This is a genomic window from Dolomitihabitans soli (assembly GCF_022213955.1).
In the GTDB taxonomy this organism is placed as follows: Bacteria; Actinomycetota; Actinomycetes; order Streptosporangiales; family Streptosporangiaceae; genus Streptosporangium_A; species Streptosporangium_A soli.
Genome location: NZ_JAKNTW010000023.1, coordinates 94113 through 115125 on the forward strand (window position 1 = coordinate 94113; position 21013 = coordinate 115125).

Consider the following 21013-nt stretch of genomic DNA (forward strand, 5'->3'; position numbering starts at 1 on the left):
AAGATGTGGATGAGCACCTCCCGGCAGGGTTGACCGACCTCGGGTCCTCGACCACCCGGATGGTCAAGGGCCGAGTCGATACGGCGGCCGGCCGTCCACGCCGGAGAAGCGTGGGCCCACGGACGCTGCGTGGCTACGGCGGGTGGCGCCGGGGGGGCTTGCCGTACTCATGATGCGTGAGGTGGGTGGCTTGCCGTACTCAGGAAGTGTGAGGTGGGGCGAGGTAGACCGTTACCGTGCGGGTGTAGAAGTCGCGGGCGGCGCGGCCCTGCTCCTTGGGGCCGAAGCCGCTGAGTTTGTGGCCGCCGAAGGGGACCCAGGGGAAGGTGCCCGCCGACTCGGAGTTGACGTGGAGCACGCCGACCTCCATGTGTTCGACGGCGCGCAGGGCGACGCCGAGGTCCTTGGTGAAGATGGCCGCCGACAGGCCGTGGTCGCTCTGGTCGGCCAGCCGGAGCGCCTCCTCCGGGCTCGACGCGCGGACGGCTCCCACGACGGGACCGAAGAGCTCCCTGCGCCAGAAGTCCACCCCGGTCCCCGGCAGGTCGAGTACGGCGGGCGGGACGAACCAGCCCGCCGCCAGTTCCCCGCCCCGGTACGGCTCGGCGCCCGCCAGCGGGGTCGCGCCCTCCTCGACGGCACGGCGGACGCCCGCCGACACCCGGTCACGGGCGGCCCCGGTGATGAGCGGCCCCATCTCCACGCCCTCGCCGAGCGGATCGCCGACGACGAGGGCTTCGGCCCGGCGGGCGACCTCGCGCAGCAGTTCGTCGGCGACGGACTCCTCCACGATGAGCCGGGACGTCGCCGTGCACTTCTGCCCGGAGGATCGGAACGCCCCCGCGCAGACCTGCTCCGCCGCGTGGCCGAGATCGGCGTCGGCGAGCACGACGGACGCGTTCTTGCCGCCCATCTCGGTCTGGACCGGTTTGCCCAGTGCGCCGCAGCGGGCGATGAGGGCCCGCCCGACCTCGGTGGACCCGGTGAAGGAGATCGCGTCCACGGCCGGATGGCCGACGATCGCCGACCCCGCCTCGGCCTCGCCGTACACCAGGTTGAGCACGCCGGCGGGCAGACCGGCCTCCGTCAGGGCCTGGGCCAGGCGCAGGGCCAGCAGCGGGACGAGCGTGGAGGGCTTCCAGACGACCGTGTTGCCGTAGCTGAGCGCGGGAGCGATCTTCCAGGCGGGGATCACGATCGGGAAGTTGAACGGGGTGATCATGCCCGTCACCCCGACGGGCCTGCGGACCACGAGGACGTTCTCCCCGGGGCGCGGGGAGGCGTAGATCTCGCCGCTGTCCCGGTCGGCCTCCGCGGCGTAGTAGCGCAGGACGCGTGCCGCGCCGCGGACCTCGGCCACGGCCTCGGGGAGGGTCTTGCCCTCCTCGCGGCTCAGTTCGCGGCCCCACGCCTCGGCGTCCCGGTCGATGAGGCCGGCGGCGGTGGCCAGCACGGCCGCCCGCTCGTGGTGCGGGGTGGCCGCCCAGCCGGCGGCGGCCTCGCGCGCCGCCATGATCGCGGCCTCGACCTGCCGTGCCGAGGCGAGACGTCCGCTCGCCACGACCTCCGCCGGACGAGCCGGGTTGGTGTCGGTGAACGCCTCGCCCTCTCCTTCGGCCCACCGGCCGTCGATCAGGTGCGGAAGGTCCATGGGTGCCCTGCCTTCGGTGAGGTACGAGGTCGTCAGAACGTCTGCCATGTCGCCGCCTCCACCTGGCAGGGGCCGCCCCGGTGCACGAGCATGCGCCCGGCGGCGACGTCCAGGGCGACGGTGGCCAGCGTCGTCCAGCGCTCCTGCATCGGCAGGGCGGGATCGGCGTGCGCGCACACCGGAGCGGCCTGCGGGGCGTGGCTCAGCATCGCGCGGGCCCTGCGGGTCGGATCGGCGTCCGCCAGTTCGCCGGTGTGCGTGCGCAGGTGGTCGAGCCTGGCGTAGGTTCCGGCCCGTTCCGTGCCCAGCCGCTCACCGGGGGCGAGGACGGGGTCGAGGAAGTGGTTGGAGTGCAGCAGCACGCCGTCGGGGCCGGCCGGCACCACCGCCACCCCGGCGGGGCACACCTCGATGGCCGCCGCCGCGCCGGAGGTGACGACGCTGATCACCGTGGACGCCGATACCCTCGCGGACCTGGCGATCTCGGTGGCCTCCTCGACGGTCGCCGCCTCGTCGAGGATCCGGCGGGCCACCATGTGCACGGGCACGCCCATGTCCGCGTGGTCCGAGGCGTGCCGCAGGATGTTGAAGTGGGCGCCCAGCCCGGCGCCGTTCACCCCGATCTTGCCGAGCACGCCGTACTCGGTGAAGGTGCGGACGGTGTGGCCCGGCCGGGGCTCGAACCCCCACAGGACGGGGGCCTCGCTCAGGTGGTCGTGCCAGTCCCAGGTCTGGATGGTGCGCGGCAGCCGTCCGCCGCCCGGCAGCACGACGGAGGTCGAGCACTCGCCCTCGCCGCCGGTCCGCAGCGCGGCGAGGATCTCCGTGCGAGCGTTGAGCACGGAGACCTGCCAGGGATCGAGGCCGGCCCCCGCGGCGATCCCGGTGATCTCCTCGGCGAGCGCGGGCGCCCAGCCGGCCGTACGGTCGAGGGACTGTTCGCCCCAGGTGCGCAACCGTGCCTCGCCTGCGCCGCCGGCCTCGAACAGCGCCAGGTAGCCGGTCAGGTTGGCGGCCACGGCCGTCCGCCACCGCGCGCCGAACTCCCTGCCCCGCGCGTTCGGGCCGATCTCCGTCGAGGTGAATGCGGGAAAACTCATACGCGCTCGCCGCCTCGCGGATCGACCCGGCTCATCAGCCGGGCCAGCTCGGGATTCCGGTACGGCCCGGCGGCGAAGTCGTCGCGCACCCGTCCGCGTGTCCGGTCGTCGTCGTCCTGGCTGAGTTTGAACAGGCTCTGCTCGGTCCGCACCCGGATCCGGAACGCCACCACGCCGGGGGCGAGCCTGTCGAACACCTCCCGCGAGGCCGGGGTCGGACCCCAGGAGGGAGACCGCGCCGACTCCAGCTCCCGCACGGTCTCGCCCACCACGCCGAGCACGCCGTCCTGATCCGTGATCAGCTCCACCGTGCCGGTCAGGTGGACCGCCGCGTAGTCCCAGGTCGGTACGGCGGGGTCGGTCGCGTAGCTGGTCGGCGACACGTAGCCGTGCGGCCCGGTGAAGATCGCGAGCACCTCCGGCGAGTCCTCCCACGACCGCCAGTGCGGGTTGATCCTGGCCAGATGGCCCAGCAGGGTCGCGCCGACGAAGGTGGTCTCGACGGGAGACTCGATGATCACCGGCAGGTGGGTGGCGACGGGAGCCCCGTCCCCGGCGCTGACGACGATCGCGAACGGGTTCTCCCGCACCAGGTCGACGGCGTGCCGCGGGTCCTCGGTGGCGAAGCGCTGGAAGGTGTGCATCCTCATGCCACGCTGCTCAGGATGGCGTCCCAGGCGACCTCGGAGGCCAGCGTGCCCAGGCCGGTCGGCTTGATGCCGGTCAGGTCCACCGCGTCGGTCGTCATCGTGAACAGCACGTCGCCGTCGGTCTCGGTGTGGAAGGGCTGGATGCCCCGGTGCATCGAGCTGTGCACCTGACGGCCGAGCTGGGTGAGCTCGCGGTCGGCCAGCCTGGCGTTGGTCACCAGCACGGTCAGCGTCGTGTTGCCGTTGACGGCGGTGGCCGGACCGGGGCCGCCGATCGCCGCCGCGTAGTCGGCGCTGGGGTGCCGGCGCTCGCCCGCCCCGGCGTGGTAGTTGCCGCGCACGACCGAGCCGTCCCGGTCGACCACCACGCCCACGGAGTTGACCACGGTCGCGACCAGGACCTTGACCTCGCCGAAGGTGGCGAAGGCGGCTCCCTGGCCGGTGAACTCCGCCCTGGCGAAGTCGGTCTTGCCGGCCGTGGCGCTCCGGCCCGCGCCGCACCTGCCGACCGGGAACTCGCCCTCTACAGCGCCGCGCAAGGCCGCGCGGCCCAGCTCGGCGTCGGGGTGGATCGCGTTGTCGCGCGCGGAGAAGTCGTAGATGACCGCGCCGGAGACGAGGCACAGGTGGTCCCACCGGACCCGGTTCCGGGTCCGGGCCAGCAGTTCCTCGCCGACTCCCGCCGCCGCGCCCAGGCCGTAGACCGAGCCGCCGGCCAGGCAGATCGCGTGGTTGAAGTCGTAGCCGCCGCTGAGCCCGACCGCGCCGCCCCGGGCGTCCACGGCGGTCCTGGCTCCGGCGGGGACGTGCACCACCGTGCAGCCGGTCGGGCCCTCGCCGTACTCCGCGGTGCCGACCAGGACGCCGGGGAAGTCGAAGCGGACGCTGCCGCGTCCGGGGCTGGGCTGTGGTTTGAGCGGTGTGCCGGCGTTGGCGGCGACGTCCGGCGCGAAGGCGGACACGGCCGCGAGGTGGCTGGTCACATGGTCTCCAAGGGTCGGATCCCGCGAGGTCACAGGGCTCGCAGGAGTTGCTTCGAGTAGTCGTGGGCGGGGGAGGTGTAGAAGGTCTCGGTGTCGGCGGTCTCGACGACCTCGCCGCCGCGCATGACGGCGATCCGGTCCGCCACGTAGCGGACGGCGCCGAGGTCGTGGGAGATGAACAGCGCGCTGAACCCGAAATCGGCCTGCAGGTCCTTGATCAGGTTGAGGATCTGCACCTGCACGGAGACGTCCAGGGCGCTGACGGCCTCGTCGAAGACGATGAACCCGGGCCGGGTGATCAGGGCGCGCGCGATCGACACCCGCTGCCGTTGCCCGCCGGACAGCTCGTGCGGGTAGCGATCGGCCAGCTCCGCCTCCAGCCCCACCTGTTCCAGCATTTCGCGCACCTCGCCCCGCTCCGCCCGCCCCAGCACGACCAACGGCTCGGCGACGCTTCGACCCACTCGCATCCTCGGGTTGAGCGACCAGTGCGGATGCTGGAGTACGGCCTGCATCCGCCCGGCCAGTTCGCGGCGGCGGCGGCCGAAGGGGCGGCCCTCGAAGCTGACCGTGCCCGAGGTGGGACGCCGCAGCCCGAGCGCCACCCTGCCGGTCGTCGTCTTCCCCGAGCCGGATTCGCCCACCAGCCCCAGCGTCTCCCCCTCGCCGACGTGCAGCGAGACGTCGCGCATCGCGTGCAGGGCCCGCCGCCGCAGCGGGGGTCCCGTGGAGAAGGTCACGGTGACCTGGTCGAGTTCGAGGATCACGTGGTCGCTCCTTGTCCGATCGTGGCCGGCTCGCCCGCGCGATGGCACAGTACGTCCTGGTCGCCGACCCTGACCGCCGGGGGCCGCTCGTGGGCGCAGCGGTCGATCACGAACGCGCAGCGCGGCGCGAACGAGCAGCCGTCGGACGGGCCGGTCAGCATCGGCGGCCGGCCGGGTACCGGCTCCAGGCGGGTGCCGCGCGCCGCGGTGGCGGGGGCCGATCCGGCCAGCGCGGCGGTGTAGGGGTGCGCGGGGCGGCCGAGCACCTCGGCGGCCGGGCCCTGCTCGACGACCCGCCCGCCGTACATGACGGCGACGCGGGAGCAGCGGCGGGCGACGGCCGCCAGGTCGTGGCTCAGCCAGATGATGCCGGTGCCGGTGGTGGCCGCGAGGGAGAACACCACGTCGAGCACCTCCTCGCGGACCTGGCTGTCCAGCGCGGCGGTCGGCTCGTCGGCCACCAGGAGTTCCGGCTCGCCCGCCATGGCCATCGCGATGGCCACCCGCTGCGCCATGCCGCCGGACAGCTCGTGCGGGTAGGAGCGCGCGGTCCGCGCGTCCAGCTTGACGCGGTCGAGGTGGGCGGCGACGTCGCCGGAACCCGTTCCCCGGCCGAGCACCAGCGTGAGCTGCCTGCCGACGCGCATGGTCGGGTCGAGGGAGGCGATCGGGTCCTGGAAGACGAAGCCGAGCCGTTCGCGGCGGACCCGCCGCAGGTCGGCGGGCGCCAGCTCGAACAGCGACTCGCCCGCGACCCGGATCACGCCGCCGTCGACGCGGGCCGTACGCGGCAGCAGCCTGCCGATCGCGGCGCCGAGGGTGGACTTGCCCGATCCGCTCTCGCCGACTATCCCGACCGTCTCACCCGCCGCCACCTCCAGGTCGGCGCCGTCGAGGGCGCGGACCGTGCGGCCGTTCGCCCGGTAGTCGACGGCGAGCCGATCCACGACCAGCAAGGGGCTCATGTCAGTGACCTCGTCTCCCTGGGTTCGAGCCGGTCCCGCAGCCCGTCGCCGAACACGTTGATCGCCAGGATCGCGACCACCAGGACGGTGCCCGGACCGATGATCAGCCAGGGCGCGGCGATCATGTAACTGCCGCCCTGCCGGATGAGCACGCCCAGCGACGCCTGCGGCGGCTGTACGCCGAACCCGAGGAAGCTCAGGCCGCCCTCCACCGAGATGCCCACGGACAACGCGTAGGTGCCCTGGACCGCGATGGTCCCCGCGACGTTGGGCAGCACGTGGCGGCCCAGGATACGGGGCAGCCGCGCGCCGCTGATGACCGCCGCCGTGACGTAGTCGCGCTGGGACACGCCCACCGCGGCGGCGCGCACCAGCCGGGTCATCAGCGGGATCGTCACCAGAACGATGCTGGCCAGCGCGGCGAACTGCCCGGGGCCCAGCACCGCCGCGACCAGTACGGCCAGCACGATGGCGGGGAAGGAGTACAACACCTCCACCAGGCGCAGCACCACCTCGTTCAGGTAGCCGCCCCGGTAGCCCGCGAGAATGCCGAACGCCGCGCTCACCGCCGCCGTGAGCAGGACGGCCGTGCACGACAGCAGCAGCGTGGTGCCGACTCCCTCCATCACCCGGGGCAGCATCGAGCGGCCGAGGTTGTCGGTGCCCATCCACCACTCCGGGCCGGGCGGCGCCAGGCGGGGGCCGACGATCGCGTCCGGGTCGCCCGCGAGGTCGACCGTGGAGCCGAGGGCGAAGGCGACCAGCGCCAGGAGGCAGCCGAGGCCACCCTTCGACAGCAGGTCAAGTGGTCTCCTCATGCGCGCCTTCCCTTCGCGGTGACGCCGAGCCGGGGGTCGAGCGTCCCCACCATCAGGTCGACCAGCACGTTCATCACGATGAACACGGCCGCCGCCAGCAGCACCCCCGCCTGCACCACCGCGTAGTCGCGCCGCCCCACGGCCTGGACGACGTAGGACCCGATGCCGGGCAGATTGAACACGTACTCCACGACGAGCGCCCCGCCGAGCAGGTAGGCCGTGATCGTCGCGGTGAGGGTGACGACCGGGGCCGCCGCGTTGCGCAGAATGTGGCGGGTGATGATGAACCACGGCGACTCGCCCCGCGCGACCGCGGCCGTGACGTACGGCTCGACCAGTACGCCCAGCACGGCGTCCCTGGTCGTCCTGGCCGTGGCGGAGATCGCGAAGATCGAGAGCACCGCCGCCGGCAGCACCATCGAGCGCAGGTTGGCCGCCGGATCGACGGTGACGGGCACGTACCCGCCCACGCTCAGACCGAGCGCGTAACGGGAGAAGAGGAACACCGCCAGGCTGCCGAGGACGAACTCGGGGACGCTGACCCCGAGCCCGCTGAGCAGCCGTCCCACCGCGGCGCCGCCGTCCGGTCTGGCGCGTACGGCGGTCAGCACGCCCAGTGGCACCCCGAGCAGGATCGCGGCGGCGACCGAGAGGATCGTCAGCTCGGCGGTCACCGGCAGCCGGGCCAGCAACTCCAGCGACACGGGCTCACGGCTGATCATCGATGTGCCGAGGTCACCGCCGGCGACGGCGGTCAGCCAGTGCCAGTACTGCATGAAGACCGGCTGGTCCAGCCCATAGCGCGCGGCCAGTTCGGCCTTCTGCTCCGGGGTGGCGAACGGCCCCAGGATCGTCTCCGCGAAGCCGCCCGGCATCATCCGGACGGCCGCGAAGATCAGGATCGACACCCCGAGCAGCGTGGCCGCGGAGCTCAGGGCCCGGCCGGACCACCACAATGCCAGGCGCATGGCTTTACCGGACCGCCTTCGCCCGGGTGTCGGCGATCAGCCGCAGGGCGTTGCCGTACCCCTCGGTGGCGTAGAGGCTCGGGCTCAGCGCGTCGCTCCGGTAGCCGATCGTGGCGGGGCGGGTGACCAGCGGGATCATCTGCGCGTCGGTGTCCGCCTTGGCGCAGACCTTGGCCAGGGCCTCGGTCCGCCCGGCTCCGGAGGGTACGGTGTTGGCGGCGTCGATCAGCTCGTTCAGCTCCTTGTCGGACTTCATGAAGCCCGAGTTGAAGCCCGCCACGTCCGGGTTCCACCACTTCGCCACCATGCCCGGGTCGGCGTACCCGGCGAACCACGACAGGGCCGCGTCGAACGTCGCGGGCGCCTTGCCGTAGACCTTGCCCGCCCAGCTCGCCTCGTCCATCTGCTCGATGTTCACCTTGATCCCGGCCTGCTGGAGGTTCTGCTGGATCACCTGCGCGACGGCGGGGGCGGGCTCGGTGGAGTAGATGCTGAGCGTGAACGACAGGTCCCGGACGCCCGCCGCGGCGAGCAGCTTCTTCGCCCCCTCGGGCCCGCCGGTGGCCGAGGGCAGGCGGGCCGGGTCACAGGCGCCCGGCAGGCCGGCCGGGGTCGCGCCGGTGGGTTTGCCCTGCCCGCCGACCGCCACGTCGGCGATCTGCCCGCGGTCCATGGCCATGTTGATCGCCTGGCGCACCCGGGGGTCGGCGAACTTCGAGCTCGCCGCCTTGGTGTTGAGCATCAGGTAGTAGAAGTCGGTGGTGGCCTGGGTGACGACCTCGACGTTGGCGGCGCCCGCGAGCATGCCGGCCGAGTCGACGTTGCCCAGCGTGGCCAGCGACGCGCCGCCGTTCTGCAGTCCGGCGATCCGCGCCGTCTCCTCGGGCGCGACCGTGATGTTCACCGCGTCCAGCGCGGGCTTGCCCGGAGCCCAGTACTTCGCGTTCTTCCTGAAGCTCCACGACACGTCCTGCCGGTGGTCCTCGACCGTGAACGGGCCGGTGCCGACCATCTTCACCGCCGGATCCACCGAGCCGTCACGCACCTCCTTCATGGGCAGGACCGCCGCCGGCACGTTGGCGAGCGCGCTCAGGAACGGGGTGTACGGCGTGTCCAGGGTGATCTTGACGCCGTGCTCTCCGCTCTTGGTCACCGACTTGACCGGGCCGAGCTGGCCGCGCCAGACCGACTTGGAGTCGAGCAGCCGCTTCAGGCTCCCCACCACGTCGTCGGCGGTCATCCGCCGCCCGTTGGAGAAGACGACGTCGTCACGGAGCTTGAAGACGTAGGTGGTGGGCGAGGGGGTCTCCCAGCTCTCGGCCAGCAGTGGCTGGACCGTGAAGTCGGGCCCCACTGTGACCAGGGTCTCGTAGACCAGCGACATCACCTGCCACGACGAAGCGACGTCCGCGAGCTGGGGGTCGAGCCCGCTCGCCGCGCCCGTGTCCACGTGGACCTGGAGGTTCAGCGTGCCGCCCGCGGGAAGCGCGCCGTCGGCGGAGGCGGCGTATCCGGGTTCGGCTTCGGGGGCGGCGGCGGTGGGCGCGGTCGCGCCGGGAGCGCAGGCCGTGGTGATCACCGCCAGAGCCGTGAGACTGCAAGCCAGCCATGGGTGACGCATGGGGGCCCCTTTTCAGGTGCTTAGTGACAGGAGTGGCGGCCCGTGCTCGGCGGGACGTCGAGGGTGGGGTTGCGGTCGAAGAACCCGACCGGTCGCAGAGTGAACCCGCAGGTGTCGACGGGCATGATCGGCCAGTCTTCGAGACGCGGGAAGTGGGTCAGCCCGAACGTGTGCCACAGCACGATGTCCTGGCCGTCGATGTCGCGGTCCGCCGCGGTGTAGTGGGGCAGACCTGCGCCGCCCGGATGCTGGTTGACCAGGTCACCCGCAGGATAACGCTCCTCCGCGTGGTGTCGGGTGACCCACAGGTGCCGGGTCGCGAAGGCCGCACGGGCCCGGATCGAGGACGCCTCGTCGGCGAGCAGGACCGGTTTGCCCTCGGGGAACAGGGCGTAGCCGACCGGCCCGCCCAGCCGGTTCCGCACCGCCGGGTTGATCACGTGCCAGGTCCGGTCCAGGCCGGTGTCCGCGTCCCGCCGTCCCTCGGCCTCGGTACGCAGCCGGGTGACGGCCCGGCCGAACGCGTTGCCGTACGGGTTGCCCTCTCCCATCGGAACCCGCCGCACGTCCACCTCCTCCACGGCGTTCGCGACCCCGTCCACCGTCATGTCCAGCCGCGCGCTGAACAGGTGCTGGTGGTACGGCGCGGCGAGCCCCGGCGCGACCTCCGAGGCATGCGGCGCGGCCCGCTCGTCGTAGGCGCCGGTGAAGACGATGCCGGTGGCCTTGACCTCCAGCTCGATGGTGCCGTCGAGGTAGAGGTACCAGTAGAAGCCGTAGTCGTAGTTGCCGACGGTGACGAAGAAGGAGATGACCAGCCGGCGCTGGCGGCGGGTCTCCCGGGAGCCGTTGGCGGGATCGGTGTGCTTCCACAGCACGCCGTAGTCCTCCTCGTGCATGCAGATCGCGTTGGGCAGCGTCCGGGGGGAGCCGTCGTCGCCGGTGACCGTGACGTCGAAGTAGGTGATCTCGCCGAGGCAGTCGCAGCCGAGTTCGAGGGCGTTGGCCAGCTTGCCGAGTTGGTACTCGCCGGTGTCGAAGTAGTTCTGCCAGAAGCGCACCGGGCTCGGGTCGCCGTACGACACGACCATCTCGGCGATCGAGGCGCGGTGCACGATGGGCCTGGTCCGGCCGGCGTCGTCGAAGCCGATCTGGTGCAGGACCAGCCCTTCGCGCATGTCGTAGCCGAGCCGTACGCTCCAGTTCTCCCAGGTGACGAGGGAGCCGTCGATCGTGAAGCTCGGCCCGTCCGGCTGGGTGATCTCGATGGGCCGCAGCGAGGTGCGGTGCGGTCCGGAGACCTCGGGGTCGTGGTAGTCGCCCGACTCCTGGGGGATCGGCAGCGTCCCGGTGTCCACGATCTCCAGGACGGCGGCCTTGATCAGGTCGACGTAGGCCACCAGGCCGTCCACGGGATGGGCCCAGGGCAGGCTCTCCGGCGTGGGCTGCACGTGCGCGAGCACCCGGGCGATGCGGCGGCCCTCCTCGCCCGGCAGGTCGTAGTGGCCGGCGGTGAGCGCCGCGAGGTAGACCGTGGAGAGGTCGGTGACGCCTCGGCGGCCCAGTGCCCGCGCCCATTCGGGGTCGGCCCGCAGCACCCGCCTGACCAGGGCGTGCTCCTCGCCCAGCAGCGGCACCTGCCCGTCGGTGACCGGGTCGATCGGGGTGCGCGCCACCACCTGGCCGCCGGTGACCGAGACGATCACGTCCTGCGACGCCCCGTCGGCGATGTCGAGCAGCAGCGCCCGCACCCGGCGTTCGGGCGACCGGTCGATCTCGTCCTTGGGAGGCTCCAGGAGCCCGAGGTAGGCGATCCGGGTCGAGGGGGTGACCACGCCGGCCTCCGCCATGATCCGCCGGGCCGCCACGATCTCCGCCTCGCTCAGCGGGTCGAGCGGATGCGGCCGCTCGCCCCCGCCCAGGACCCGCCGGCCGTGCTCCGCCGCTTCCATGGAAGGTGTGCTCCCGTCTCCAGTGCCCGCGTGCCGGAACGTTCCGGCATGCGGGTCAACATACTTTCGACGACGGGTGGTGACAAGACCTCACGGCTCGCCGATACATGCACTTAACAGATCGACCGGTTCGCCGCTGGCGCTAGCATCAGGGCGTGCGCGCAGACGAACCGGTCACCCTCCTGACGGTCGCCGCGAGGGCGGGGGTGTCCAAGACGACGGCGTCCGACGCCCTGCGGGGCTCCGGGCGGGTGTCCGCCGAGACCCGTGCCGTCGTGCTCGGCGTGGCCGACGCCCTCGGCTACGTGCCCAACGGATCGGCCCGCCACCTGCGCCGGGCCAGCACCGGCGCGATCGGGCTGCACGTGCCCGAGGTCCTCACCCGGTCCAACTACTACATGTCATTCGTCTTCGGCGTCGTCGAACGGGCCGCCGACAACGACTACGACGTCACGCTGATCACCTCGGGCCGTCGCCGCCGCCCGCCGAGGGTGGACGGCCTGGTGCTCGGCGATCCCCTGGCCGGCGACCCGGTCGTGGACACCCTGATGAACGCGGGCCTCCCCACGGTCACCTGCGAGCGCCTCTCCGGCGGTCCTGAGGCCGACGGGGTGGTGTGGTCGGAGCACGCCCACATGGTGGGAGAACTCCTCGACCACCTGTACGAGGCGGGCGCGCGCAGACCCGCCCTCATCGTGGCGGGTGACGAGAGCGACTGGGCCGCCAGCGTGCACCGCGGCTACCGGGCCTGGTGCGAGCGGCACGGGCCGGCCCCCGTGGTCCGCACGGTCGCCTTCGAGGCGGCGGCCGACGAGGTCCGCGCCGCCGCCCGCTCGCTGCTCGCCGCGGACCCGGGCCTCGACGCCCTGATCTGCGCGCCGGCCGGATCGGCGGCCGAGATCATGCCCGTGGTGAAGGAGGCCGGCCGGGCCGTGGGGCGTGACCTGCTGCTGGCCTCGTGCGTCGACAGCCCGGCCATGCGCCTGTCCGACCCGCCCATCACCGCCATCGACCTGCGCCCCCGCGAGGCCGGGGCGAGCTGCGCCGAACTGCTCTTCGACCTGCTGAAGGGCGGCAGCCCGGCGGGAATCACCCGGGTCCATCCGATAGAGCTGACCGTACGCGCGTCCACCGGGCGCTGAGCCGTGCCCGCCTCGAACCCCCGCTGACCCCCGACGAGGTCACCTGCATCACCCGCCACTGCTGAGCCGCACCACGTGCCAATGATCGCGTCAGCCGGGGAGCGAAGGCCGTCCAGCAAATGTAACTCGCACCAGTTACATTGCGCCGCCTAGAGCATCGGGATCTCACCCCGAAGCCGCTAGTGATGCCTTTGACCAGGTGATTCGCTGGAGTTGGCAGGTTTCTGCAAATGTAACCGGCCTCAGTTGCATTTGGCCGCCGGCCAGGTGTCAAAACAGTGCGTGACTACCAATCAGGTAAATATCGGGAATGGTCGATCGAGGCGGTTCCCGGGCCGCGATCACCGTCGAAGACGATCGTGGTCGGGCGAGATGATTCTGCGCATGAGTAGAGCTGAAGGGGCGGGTCCACATCCAATGAACGCGTGACCGGTTGGGTCGGGGGAGAGGGCAGACTGGGCGGGTGAGGGAGCGGCGGTGGCGGCCGGAGGGGCCGGTGGACGTGGGGCTCGTGTTGTCGGACTTCCGGCGGGGGAGCGGGGATCCGGCGTGCCGGGTGACGGTCGACGGAGCCGTGTGGCGGACGTCGCCGACGCCCGAGGGGGCCGTCACGTTGCGGGTGTCGGTGAGCGCGGCCGAGGGGGTCGTGGTCGGCAACGCCTGGGGGGCGGGGGCCGGGTGGATGCTGGACAGGTTGCCGGAGCTCCTCGGTGCCGATGACGATATTTCGGGCTTTGAGGCGATAATCGGCGCGGCCGGATCAGCATTCTCGACGTCCTCGGAATCCTCGACATCCCACGACGTGATCAGGGAGACGGCCAAGCGGCATCCCGGGCTGCGGATCGGGCGGACGGGCCTGGTCTTCGAGTCGCTCGTGCCTGCCGTACTGGAGCAGAAGGTGGTCGGGCGGGAGGCGTGGCGGGCGTGGCGGTGGCTGCTGCGCAAGTACGGCGAGACCGCGCCGGGGCCCGCGCCCGAGGGGATGCGGGTGATGCCGGCGGCCGAGGTGTGGCGGCGGATCCCCAGCTGGGACTGGCACCGCGCCGGGGCCGAGGCCGTGCGGGCCCGGACGATCGTCAACGCCGCCAGGCACGCGGGGAAGCTGGAGGCCGCCGCGTCGAGCGACGAGGCGGACCGGTTGCTGCGGGCGTTGCCGGGGATCGGCGTGTGGACGTCGGCCGAGATCAGGCAGCGGGCGTACGGCGACGCGGACGCGGTGTCGGTCGGCGATTATCACATCCCGGCGCTGGTGGGCTGGGCGCTGACCGGCGCGAAGACGGATGACGCGGGGATGTTGCGGCTGCTCGCGCCGTACCGGGGGCACCGGCACCGGGTGGTGCGGCTCGTCGAGTTGAGCGGCCGTCGGCCCCCCGCCCGGGGGCCGCGTATGGCGGCGCGGGACTATCGAGCTTTCTGACCGTTTCCGCCCCTTCCCGCCAAGTGTGGGGCTGGGTGCGCGTGCCGTACTCAGGCCATCGTAGTGTGCCGGGTATGAGTGAGCCCGAGCCCAAGGTCAGTGACTCCTCCCTCCGGCGTGCCCTGGCCAGAGCGCGAGACGGCAAAACGCTGGATCTCACCGAGGCCACGGTGTTGTTGCAGGCCCGGGGCGAGCACCTGGACACGCTGCTCGACCACGCGGGCCGGGTGCGCGACGCCGGGCTGACCGCCGTCGGGCGTCCTGGAGTGATCACGTACAGCCGCAAGGTGTTCATCCCGTTGACCAGGTTGTGCCGGGACCGTTGTGGTTACTGCACGTTCGCCACCGCGCCGCACAAGCTGGACAGCCCGTTCCTCAGCCCCGACGAGGTCCTGGAGATCGCCCGGCAGGGGGCGGCGATGGGCTGCAAGGAGGCCCTGTTCACGCTGGGCGACCGGCCCGAGGACCGATGGCACCAGGCCCGCGAGTGGCTCGACGCGCACGGATACGACGACACGCTCTCCTATGTGCGGGCGATGTCGATCCGGGTGCTGGAGGAGACGGGACTGCTCCCGCACCTCAACCCGGGCGTCATGACCTGGCGCGACCTCCAGCGGCTCAAGCCGGTCGCGCCGTCGATGGGGATGATGCTGGAGACGACCTCGCGGCGGCTGTTCGAGGAGAAGGGGCAGGCGCACTTCGGCTCGCCCGACAAGGACCCCGCGGTACGGCTGCGCGTGCTCGAAGACGCCGGGCGGAGCAATGTGCCGTTCACCACGGGGATTCTGATCGGGATCGGTGAGACGATCCGGGACCGGGCCGAGTCGATCTTCGCGATCCGGCGGGTGGCGAGGGAGTACGGCGGTGTCCAGGAGGTCATCGTGCAGAACTTCCGGGCCAAGCCGGACACGGCGATGCGCGGCATGCCCGACGCCGATCTGATGGAGCTGGCCGCGACGATCGCGGTGACCCGGCTGGTGCTGGGCCCCCGGATGCGGGTGCAGGCGCCGCCCAACCTGGTCGACTCCGAGTACGGGTTGATGATCAGGGCGGGGATCGACGACTGGGGCGGGGTGTCGCCGCTGACGCCCGACCACGTCAACCCGGAGCGCCCCTGGCCGCAGATCGAGGACCTCGCGGAGCGTACGGCGGGCGAGGGGTTCTCGTTGCGGGAGAGGCTGACGATCTACCCCGAGTACGTGCTGGCGGGGGAGCCGTGGCTGGATCCGCGGCTGCGCGGGCACGTGGCGGCGCTCGCCGACCCGGAGACGGGCCTGGCGGTCGAGGCGGCCGTCGTGGCCGGGCGTCCCTGGCAGGAGCCCGACGGGGGGTTCGTGGCGAGCGGGCGTACGGAGTTGCACGTCGGGGTGGACCGGGAGGGGCGGTCCGCGGACCGGCGTGACGACTTCGACAACGTGTACGGCGACTGGGACGCGTTGAAGGAACGGCTCGCCGCCGTACGGACGACGACGCCCGCGAAGGCCGAGGTACGGCAGGCGCTGCGGAAGGCCGAGGTCGATCCCGCGGGGATCACCGACGACGAGGCGCTGGTGCTGCTCGGGCTGGCAGGGGATCCCGCCGGTCAGGGGGCCGACGACGCGGGCCTGGACGAGCTGTGCCGGATCGCGGACGGGCTGCGCCGGGAGGCGGTGGGGGACGACGTCACCTACGTGGTCAACCGGAACATCAACTTCACCAACGTCTGCTACACCGGCTGCCGGTTCTGCGCGTTCGCGCAGCGCCGCAGCGACGCCGACGCCTACACGCTGTCCCTGGACCAGGTGGCCGACCGGGCGCACGAGGCGTGGCAGGCGGGCGCGACCGAGGTGTGCATGCAGGGGGGCATCCACCCGGACCTGCCCGGCGACGCGTACTTCGACATCGCCAGGGCGGTGAAGGCGCGGGTGCCGGAGATGCACGTGCACGCGTTCTCCCCGATGGAGGTCGTGAACGGGGCCAGCCGTACGAACCTGTCGATCGAGGACTGGCTGCACGCGGCGCGGGAGGCGGGGGTGGACTCGCTGCCGGGCACGGCGGCGGAGATCCTCGACGACGACGTGCGCTGGGTGCTGACCAAGGGGAAGCTGCCGACCAGGGAGTGGGTGGACGTGATCACCACCGCGCACCGGGTGGGCCTGCCGACCACCTCCACGATGATGTACGGGCACGTCGACACGCACGCGCACTGGGTGAAGCACCTGCGGCTGATCCGTACGATCCAGGAGGAGACGGGCGGGTTCTCGGAGTTCGTGCTGCTGCCGTTCGTGCACCACAGCTCGCCGATCTACCTCGCGGGCGTGGCGCGCCCGGGGCCGACGGCGCGGGAGAACCGTGCCGTGCACGCGCTGGCCAGGATCATGTTGCACGGCGCGATCAAGAACATCCAGTGCTCGTGGGTCAAGCTCCAGGACGATCTGTGCCGGGTCGTGCTCGACGGCGGGGTGAACGACCTCGGCGGCACCCTGATGGAGGAGACGATCAGCCGGATGGCGGGCTCGGAGAACGGCTCCTACAAGACGATCAGCGACATCGCCGCGATGGTCGCGCCCACGGGCAGGCCGCTGCGCCAGCGGCTGACCGGGTACGGCGCGCCGGACGAGGAGCGGCGGGCGGCGGCGGAGCTGAGTGACGGGGTGTGCCAGAGCGTCAGAAGGGTACTGCCGATGGCATGAATTATAACGAGTTCTATATTCTCGGATAGCGACCACCCGCCGCATTTATGGTGACCGTTGGGGGAATCGTCACCCCGCTGTTCCGGACGAGATCACAAGAGGTGGATCGTGCCGTTGGGCCGACACCGTGCCGCCCTCGACTCGGCGGGACGGCGCAGACAGGCGCGGGTCCGCGTCGTCCTGGCGGTGCTCGCGCTGCTGGTGGCGGCGGCGAGCTGCGTGGCGATCGTCTACAACCGGGCGAGCGGGCCGTGTAGCACACGGGAACCTGTTCTGGTCGCGGTCGCCGCGGCGGTGGACGTCGCGCCCGCCGTGATGGAGGCGGCGGCCGGCTTCAACCGGAGCAGGGCGGCCGTCGACGGGCGGTGCGTGCTGGTGCAGGTCGCCGAGGAGCCGCCCGCGACCGTGCTGCGCACCCTGATCGGCGACCGCGCCGGAGTCCTCCAGGAACGCCCGGACGGCTGGGTCGCCGACTCCTCCGCCTGGATCCGGCTGGCCCGCAAGCAGGGCGCCAGGGACGTGGCCGACGGCGAGGTCGTGCTGGCCACCTCGCCGCTGGTCTTCGCGACCAGGCGCTCGCTGGCCAAGCGGTTCACCGACGGCAGGACCGAGATGAACTGGCGGATGGTCTTCCCCGCCACGATCAGGGGCCGCGTCGCGCCCACGGACGACGAGCCCGACGTGGTCCGGGTGCCCGACCCCTCGCTCGCCGGCGCTGGCATCGCCACCGTGGCCGCGGCCAGGGACATCGTCGGCACCGGGCCCGAGGCGGACAAGTCGCTGACCGCGTTCGTCAGGTGGGCGCAGGCGGGCTCCGCGCCCGACTACCGCACGATGCTCGCGGCCGTCGACGACCGGTCGTTCTGGAACCGTCCCGTGGTGATCGTCCCCGAGCAGTCGGTCTGGGAGCACAACCGGCGGCCCGCGCAGGACCCGGTGGTCGCGCTGCACCCCCGCGAGGGCACCATCAACCTCGACTACCCGTACGTCGTCACGGCGGCCGACCCCGCCGAGGCCGCCGGCTCGCGCGCCTTCGCCGACTGGCTGCGCTCCGCCGGGGTCCGCGACATCGTGCGCAGGACGGGCTTCAGGTCCGCCGACGGTTCCCTCCCGCCGTTCGAGCCCGGCCCCGACATCCCCACCGACCGGCCGCGGACCCGTCCGTCGATCTCGCCCTTGGTGATCGACGAGGCGCTGGAGGCGTGGAGCAGGCTCGCCCCGCCGACCAACATGCTCGTGCTGGCCGACTCCTCCAAGCACATGGCCGAAAAGATCAAGGGAGGGCAGGGCGCGACCCGCTCCACGGTGGCGCTCCAGGCGGCCAGGACGGGCCTGCAGCTCTTCTCCGCCTCGACCAACGTGGGCTTCTGGGAGTTCGCCCACGGCCTCGCGCCCGGCCGGCCGTACGTGGAGCGGGTGCGGCTCGGCCCGATCAACGAGCCGCCGAGCGGCCAGATCGTACGGCGCAGCCTGCTGGACGAGCTGACCCGCACCCTCAAACCGCATCCGAAGCTGCCGAGCTCCCTCTACGACGCCATCCTGTCCGGCTTCCGCGCGGTGAGCGACGACTACGACAAGGACCGGAACAACACCCTGGTGGTGATCACGGCGGGCCGGGACGACGGCAAGGGCGTCTCCCGGCAGGAACTGCTCGACCGGCTCAGGCGGGAGTGGGACCCCGACCGGCCGGTGCAGATCGTGATGATCGCCTTCGGCGACGACCTCGACCGGGACGGCCTCGGCCAGGTCACCGCGGCGACCAACGGCTCGCTGCACGTCGCCCAGCAGCCCGGCGAGATCATCGACGTCTTCCTCGCCGCCCTCGCCAGACGCCTGTGCCACCCCACCTGCCCGACCCCCAGCTGAGACCCGGCTGTCGCCCGGGTGAGTGGGGGGTTGGGCGACAATACCCGCCCGCTCGGCGCCGGAGGTCACCGAGAAACGGCTGTCGCCCGGGTGACGGTCAGCGGGTCAGGATGAAGTCGGCCGCCTCCCGCGGCGCGCGGTCGCGTGGCGGGGCCGCCGGGTGGCCGACGGCGACGGCTCCCATGGGGTCCCAGCTCGCGGGCAGGTCGAGCACTTCGCGGACCACGGGCCTGCAGAACATCGTCGAGGACACCCAGGCCGACCCGAGGCCCTCCACCGCGAGCTGGATCAGCAGGTTCTCCACCCCCGCACCCGCGGCGACGACGAACATCTCCCGCTCCGCGGCGTTCCTGCGATCGTCTGCGTAGGTGTGCGAGCCCTCCATGACCAGGCACGGCACCACCAGGTAGGGCGCGTCGCGCAGCACGTCGCCCCGCTTGATCCGCTTGGCGATCGACTCCTCGCTGAAGCCGTCGCCGCGCAGGTCGATGATCCACGCGTCACGCATCGCGTCGACCAGTTTGGCCCGGGTCGCCGCCGATTCCACCAGCACGAACCGCCACGGGGTCGTGTGGTGCGGCGCGGGAGCCGCGATGCCCGCCGCGACGGCCCGCCGTACGGCCTCGCCGTCGACGGCCTGGTCCGAGAACTGCCTGATCGTACGGCGGGCGAAGACGACGTCGCGCGAGCCGTACCTGAACAGGTCCTCGTCGGCGGGGCGCACCAGGACCGCCGCGCCGGGCCCGTCGTAGTCGGTCACCAGGTTGGGCAGCCCGCGCACGACCGCGACGGGCACCGCGGACAGTTTGCTCTTGACCAGTTCGCCGGCGGCGGCGAGTTCGTCGGCCAGTGCGGTGACGGTCGCCGACAGCAGGTTGCCGTAGGTGTCGGACAGGCCGCGGAAGTCGTCGATCGGGACGACGCCCGCCGCGCCGATCGCGACGTCGGTCAGGCCGTTCCGCCACGGCCGCCCGAAGGTGTCGGACAGGATGACGCCCACCCGGACGCCGAGCCGCTTCCGCAGGCCGGCGCGGATGCGGCGGGCGGAGGCGTCGGGGTCGTGGGGGAGCAGGAGCACGGTACCGGGATCGGTGTTGGAGGCGTCCACGCCCGCGGCGGCCATCACCAGCCCGTGGCGGGTCTGGGAGATCACGGTCTCGCCGCGCCGGGCGACCACCCTGACCGTCTCCTGCCGGATCGCCTCGGTACGGTCGGCGGCGGTCTGGATCCGGCCCTCGGCCTTGCTGACGATCTTCGAGGTGATGACGACGATGTCGCCGTCGGCGAGGCCGGGCGAGGCCGCCGCGATGAGCCCGGCGACGTCGTCGCCCGGGCGCACCTCGGGGATGCCGTTCACGCCTTCGATGGTGATCACGCGAGCTCCCGTCCCAGTGCGACCGCGGCCCGTGCGATGTCGGCCGCCGCGGCCACGTCGTGCATGATCAGCGGCCGGGCCGCGACCTCGACCCCGTCGAGCCGGGTTGCCGCGTCCTCCTCGGCGACCAGCCAGCCGTCGATGAGTCCCGCTCCGTAGTGTTCGAGCACGCCCTGGGCGCTGGTCTCCACGCCGATCGCGGTCAGGCAGGCGTCGGCCATGCCGCGCACGGGCGCGCCGCCGACGATCGGTGAGACGCCGACGACGGTCTTCTCCGACAGCGCCTCGCGGATGCCGGGAATCTGCAGGATCGTACCGATGCTGACCACGGGATTCGACGGCGGCAGGATCACCAGGTCGGCCTCGCGGATCGCGTCGAGCACGCCCGGGGCGGGGGCGGCGTCGGCCGCGCCGACGAGCGCGATCTCCTCGGCGGGCACCGAGGCGCGCAGGCGCACCCACCACTCCTGGAAGTGGACCGCCCGCCTGCCGTCCGCGTCGTTGATCACCACATGGGTCTCGGCCCTGTCGTCGGTCATCGGCAGCAGCCGGACCCCTGGCTGCCACCGGTCGCACAGGGCCTCGGTCACCTGGGAGAGCGGGAACCCCGCGCCGAGCATCTGGGTGCGGACGATGTGGGTGGCGAAGTCGCGGTCGCCGAGGCCGAACCACTGGGGCTGCACGCCGTACGCGGCGAGTTCTTCCTTGACCGTGTGTGACTCCTTGGCCCGGCCCCAGCCCTGGTCCTCGTCGATGCCGCCGCCGAGGGTGTACATGACGGTGTCGAGGTCGGGGCAGACCCGGAGGCCGAAGAGGGTGATGTCGTCACCGGTGTTGCCGATGACGGTGATCCCCGCTTCCGGCTCCGCGACCTGCAGGCCACGGAGGAAGCGGGCGCCGCCGATGCCGCCGGCGAGGGAGACGATGCGCATGGTGACCAGTCTTCCACTGGTGGTGCGGAGCACGTCCGCGCGGGCTCGGTGTCCACCCAGAAGGCCTCGAAAAATCATCAAAAAGTGCGCGATAGGGCACTTATGGGTTTGATGAGGTTGATGAGTCTCCCGAC

At 72.1% G+C, this 21013-nt stretch carries 16 protein-coding genes; 4 read left to right on the forward strand and 12 right to left on the reverse strand.

What is annotated here, in order from left to right; genetic code table 11:
• Window positions 1-199: 199 nt before the first annotated feature.
• From MBA17_RS34565 to MBA17_RS34610, 10 genes are read right to left on the reverse strand one after another with little or no spacing between them, the layout of a single operon-like run.
• Window positions 200-1699: an aldehyde dehydrogenase family protein gene (locus MBA17_RS34565; protein ID WP_238501585.1), complete on the reverse strand. Its 1500-nt coding sequence runs from the start codon at window positions 1697-1699 to the stop codon at window positions 200-202.
• A complete protein-coding gene (locus MBA17_RS34570; protein WP_238501587.1) occupies window positions 1684-2751 on the reverse strand; it encodes a C45 family autoproteolytic acyltransferase/hydrolase in 1068 nt (355 codons plus the stop codon). Before MBA17_RS34570 ends, MBA17_RS34565 begins: the two co-directional genes overlap by 16 nt.
• The gene (locus MBA17_RS34575) at window positions 2748-3401 is read right to left on the reverse strand and encodes an FMN-binding negative transcriptional regulator (RefSeq protein WP_238501589.1); all 654 of its coding nucleotides are present in this window, start codon (window positions 3399-3401) and stop codon (window positions 2748-2750) included. Before MBA17_RS34575 ends, MBA17_RS34570 begins: the two co-directional genes overlap by 4 nt.
• Window positions 3398-4384: a P1 family peptidase gene (locus tag MBA17_RS34580; protein ID WP_238501591.1), complete on the reverse strand. Its 987-nt coding sequence runs from the start codon at window positions 4382-4384 to the stop codon at window positions 3398-3400. The genes MBA17_RS34575 and MBA17_RS34580 overlap by 4 nt, the downstream gene beginning before the upstream one ends.
• A gap of 29 nt (window positions 4385-4413) precedes the next feature.
• Window positions 4414-5151 carry an ATP-binding cassette domain-containing protein gene (locus tag MBA17_RS34585; RefSeq protein WP_238501592.1) on the reverse strand — a complete coding sequence of 246 codons (738 nt, stop codon included), beginning with the start codon at window positions 5149-5151 and terminating at the stop codon, window positions 4414-4416.
• A complete protein-coding gene (locus MBA17_RS34590; protein WP_238501593.1) occupies window positions 5148-6116 on the reverse strand; it encodes an ABC transporter ATP-binding protein in 969 nt (322 codons plus the stop codon). The genes MBA17_RS34585 and MBA17_RS34590 overlap by 4 nt, the downstream gene beginning before the upstream one ends.
• Window positions 6113-6934, reverse strand: a complete 822-nt coding sequence (locus MBA17_RS34595; RefSeq protein ID WP_238501594.1) for an ABC transporter permease — start codon at window positions 6932-6934, stop codon at window positions 6113-6115. Before MBA17_RS34595 ends, MBA17_RS34590 begins: the two co-directional genes overlap by 4 nt.
• Window positions 6931-7902 (reverse strand): ABC transporter permease, encoded by a 972-nt coding sequence (locus tag MBA17_RS34600; RefSeq protein ID WP_238501595.1) that lies wholly within the window; start codon window positions 7900-7902, stop codon window positions 6931-6933. Before MBA17_RS34600 ends, MBA17_RS34595 begins: the two co-directional genes overlap by 4 nt.
• Before the next feature lie 4 nt (window positions 7903-7906).
• Window positions 7907-9523 carry an ABC transporter substrate-binding protein gene (locus tag MBA17_RS34605; RefSeq protein WP_238501596.1) on the reverse strand — a complete coding sequence of 539 codons (1617 nt, stop codon included), beginning with the start codon at window positions 9521-9523 and terminating at the stop codon, window positions 7907-7909.
• Between the two features lie 20 nt (window positions 9524-9543).
• Complete coding sequence (locus tag MBA17_RS34610; RefSeq protein WP_238501597.1) at window positions 9544-11475, reverse strand: primary-amine oxidase; 1932 nt, start codon at window positions 11473-11475, stop codon at window positions 9544-9546.
• A gap of 155 nt (window positions 11476-11630) precedes the next feature.
• Here MBA17_RS34610 and MBA17_RS34615 point away from each other — a divergent pair, with 155 nt between their 5' ends.
• The 4 genes from MBA17_RS34615 (at window position 11631) to MBA17_RS34630 (ending at window position 18572) form a co-directional block, all read left to right on the forward strand.
• Complete coding sequence (locus tag MBA17_RS34615) at window positions 11631-12617, forward strand: LacI family DNA-binding transcriptional regulator (protein WP_238501598.1); 987 nt, start codon at window positions 11631-11633, stop codon at window positions 12615-12617.
• 463 nt (window positions 12618-13080) lie between these two features.
• Window positions 13081-14034, forward strand: a complete 954-nt coding sequence (locus MBA17_RS34620) for a DNA-3-methyladenine glycosylase family protein (RefSeq protein WP_238501599.1) — start codon at window positions 13081-13083, stop codon at window positions 14032-14034.
• Window positions 14035-14108: 74 nt separating this feature from the next.
• Window positions 14109-16706 carry a bifunctional FO biosynthesis protein CofGH gene (locus MBA17_RS34625; protein ID WP_238501601.1) on the forward strand — a complete coding sequence of 866 codons (2598 nt, stop codon included), beginning with the start codon at window positions 14109-14111 and terminating at the stop codon, window positions 16704-16706.
• Window positions 16707-16814: 108 nt separating this feature from the next.
• A complete protein-coding gene (locus MBA17_RS34630; RefSeq protein ID WP_238501602.1) occupies window positions 16815-18572 on the forward strand; it encodes a substrate-binding and VWA domain-containing protein in 1758 nt (585 codons plus the stop codon).
• A 97-nt stretch (window positions 18573-18669) separates the two neighbouring features.
• On the opposite strand, the gene MBA17_RS34635 is transcribed toward MBA17_RS34630, so the two are convergent.
• Both MBA17_RS34635 and cofD read right to left on the reverse strand, forming a co-directional pair.
• Window positions 18670-19947, reverse strand: a complete 1278-nt coding sequence (locus tag MBA17_RS34635) for a coenzyme F420-0:L-glutamate ligase (RefSeq protein ID WP_238501603.1) — start codon at window positions 19945-19947, stop codon at window positions 18670-18672.
• Window positions 19944-20879, reverse strand: coding sequence for a 2-phospho-L-lactate transferase (gene cofD, locus MBA17_RS34640; RefSeq protein WP_238501604.1), 936 nt, complete (start codon window positions 20877-20879; stop codon window positions 19944-19946). Before cofD ends, MBA17_RS34635 begins: the two co-directional genes overlap by 4 nt.
• Window positions 20880-21013 lie beyond the last annotated feature (134 nt).

What these genes read in the sequence shown, in the direction of transcription:
- MBA17_RS34600 (WP_238501595.1), bottom strand. Translation starts at nt 7,902, where the DNA reads ATGCGCCTGGCATTGTGGTGGTCCGGCCGGGCCCTGAGCTCCGCGGCC.
- MBA17_RS34610 (WP_238501597.1), bottom strand. Translation starts at nt 11,475, where the DNA reads ATGGAAGCGGCGGAGCACGGCCGGCGGGTCCTGGGCGGGGGCGAGCGG.
- cofD (WP_238501604.1), bottom strand. Translation starts at nt 20,879, where the DNA reads ATGCGCATCGTCTCCCTCGCCGGCGGCATCGGCGGCGCCCGCTTCCTC.
- MBA17_RS34595 (WP_238501594.1), bottom strand. Translation starts at nt 6,934, where the DNA reads ATGAGGAGACCACTTGACCTGCTGTCGAAGGGTGGCCTCGGCTGCCTC.
- MBA17_RS34565 (WP_238501585.1), bottom strand. Translation starts at nt 1,699, where the DNA reads ATGGCAGACGTTCTGACGACCTCGTACCTCACCGAAGGCAGGGCACCC.
- MBA17_RS34590 (WP_238501593.1), bottom strand. Translation starts at nt 6,116, where the DNA reads ATGAGCCCCTTGCTGGTCGTGGATCGGCTCGCCGTCGACTACCGGGCG.
- MBA17_RS34575 (WP_238501589.1), bottom strand. Translation starts at nt 3,401, where the DNA reads ATGAGGATGCACACCTTCCAGCGCTTCGCCACCGAGGACCCGCGGCAC.
- MBA17_RS34570 (WP_238501587.1), bottom strand. Translation starts at nt 2,751, where the DNA reads ATGAGTTTTCCCGCATTCACCTCGACGGAGATCGGCCCGAACGCGCGG.
- MBA17_RS34625 (WP_238501601.1), top strand. Translation starts at nt 14,109, where the DNA reads ATGAGTGAGCCCGAGCCCAAGGTCAGTGACTCCTCCCTCCGGCGTGCC.
- MBA17_RS34605 (WP_238501596.1), bottom strand. Translation starts at nt 9,523, where the DNA reads ATGCGTCACCCATGGCTGGCTTGCAGTCTCACGGCTCTGGCGGTGATC.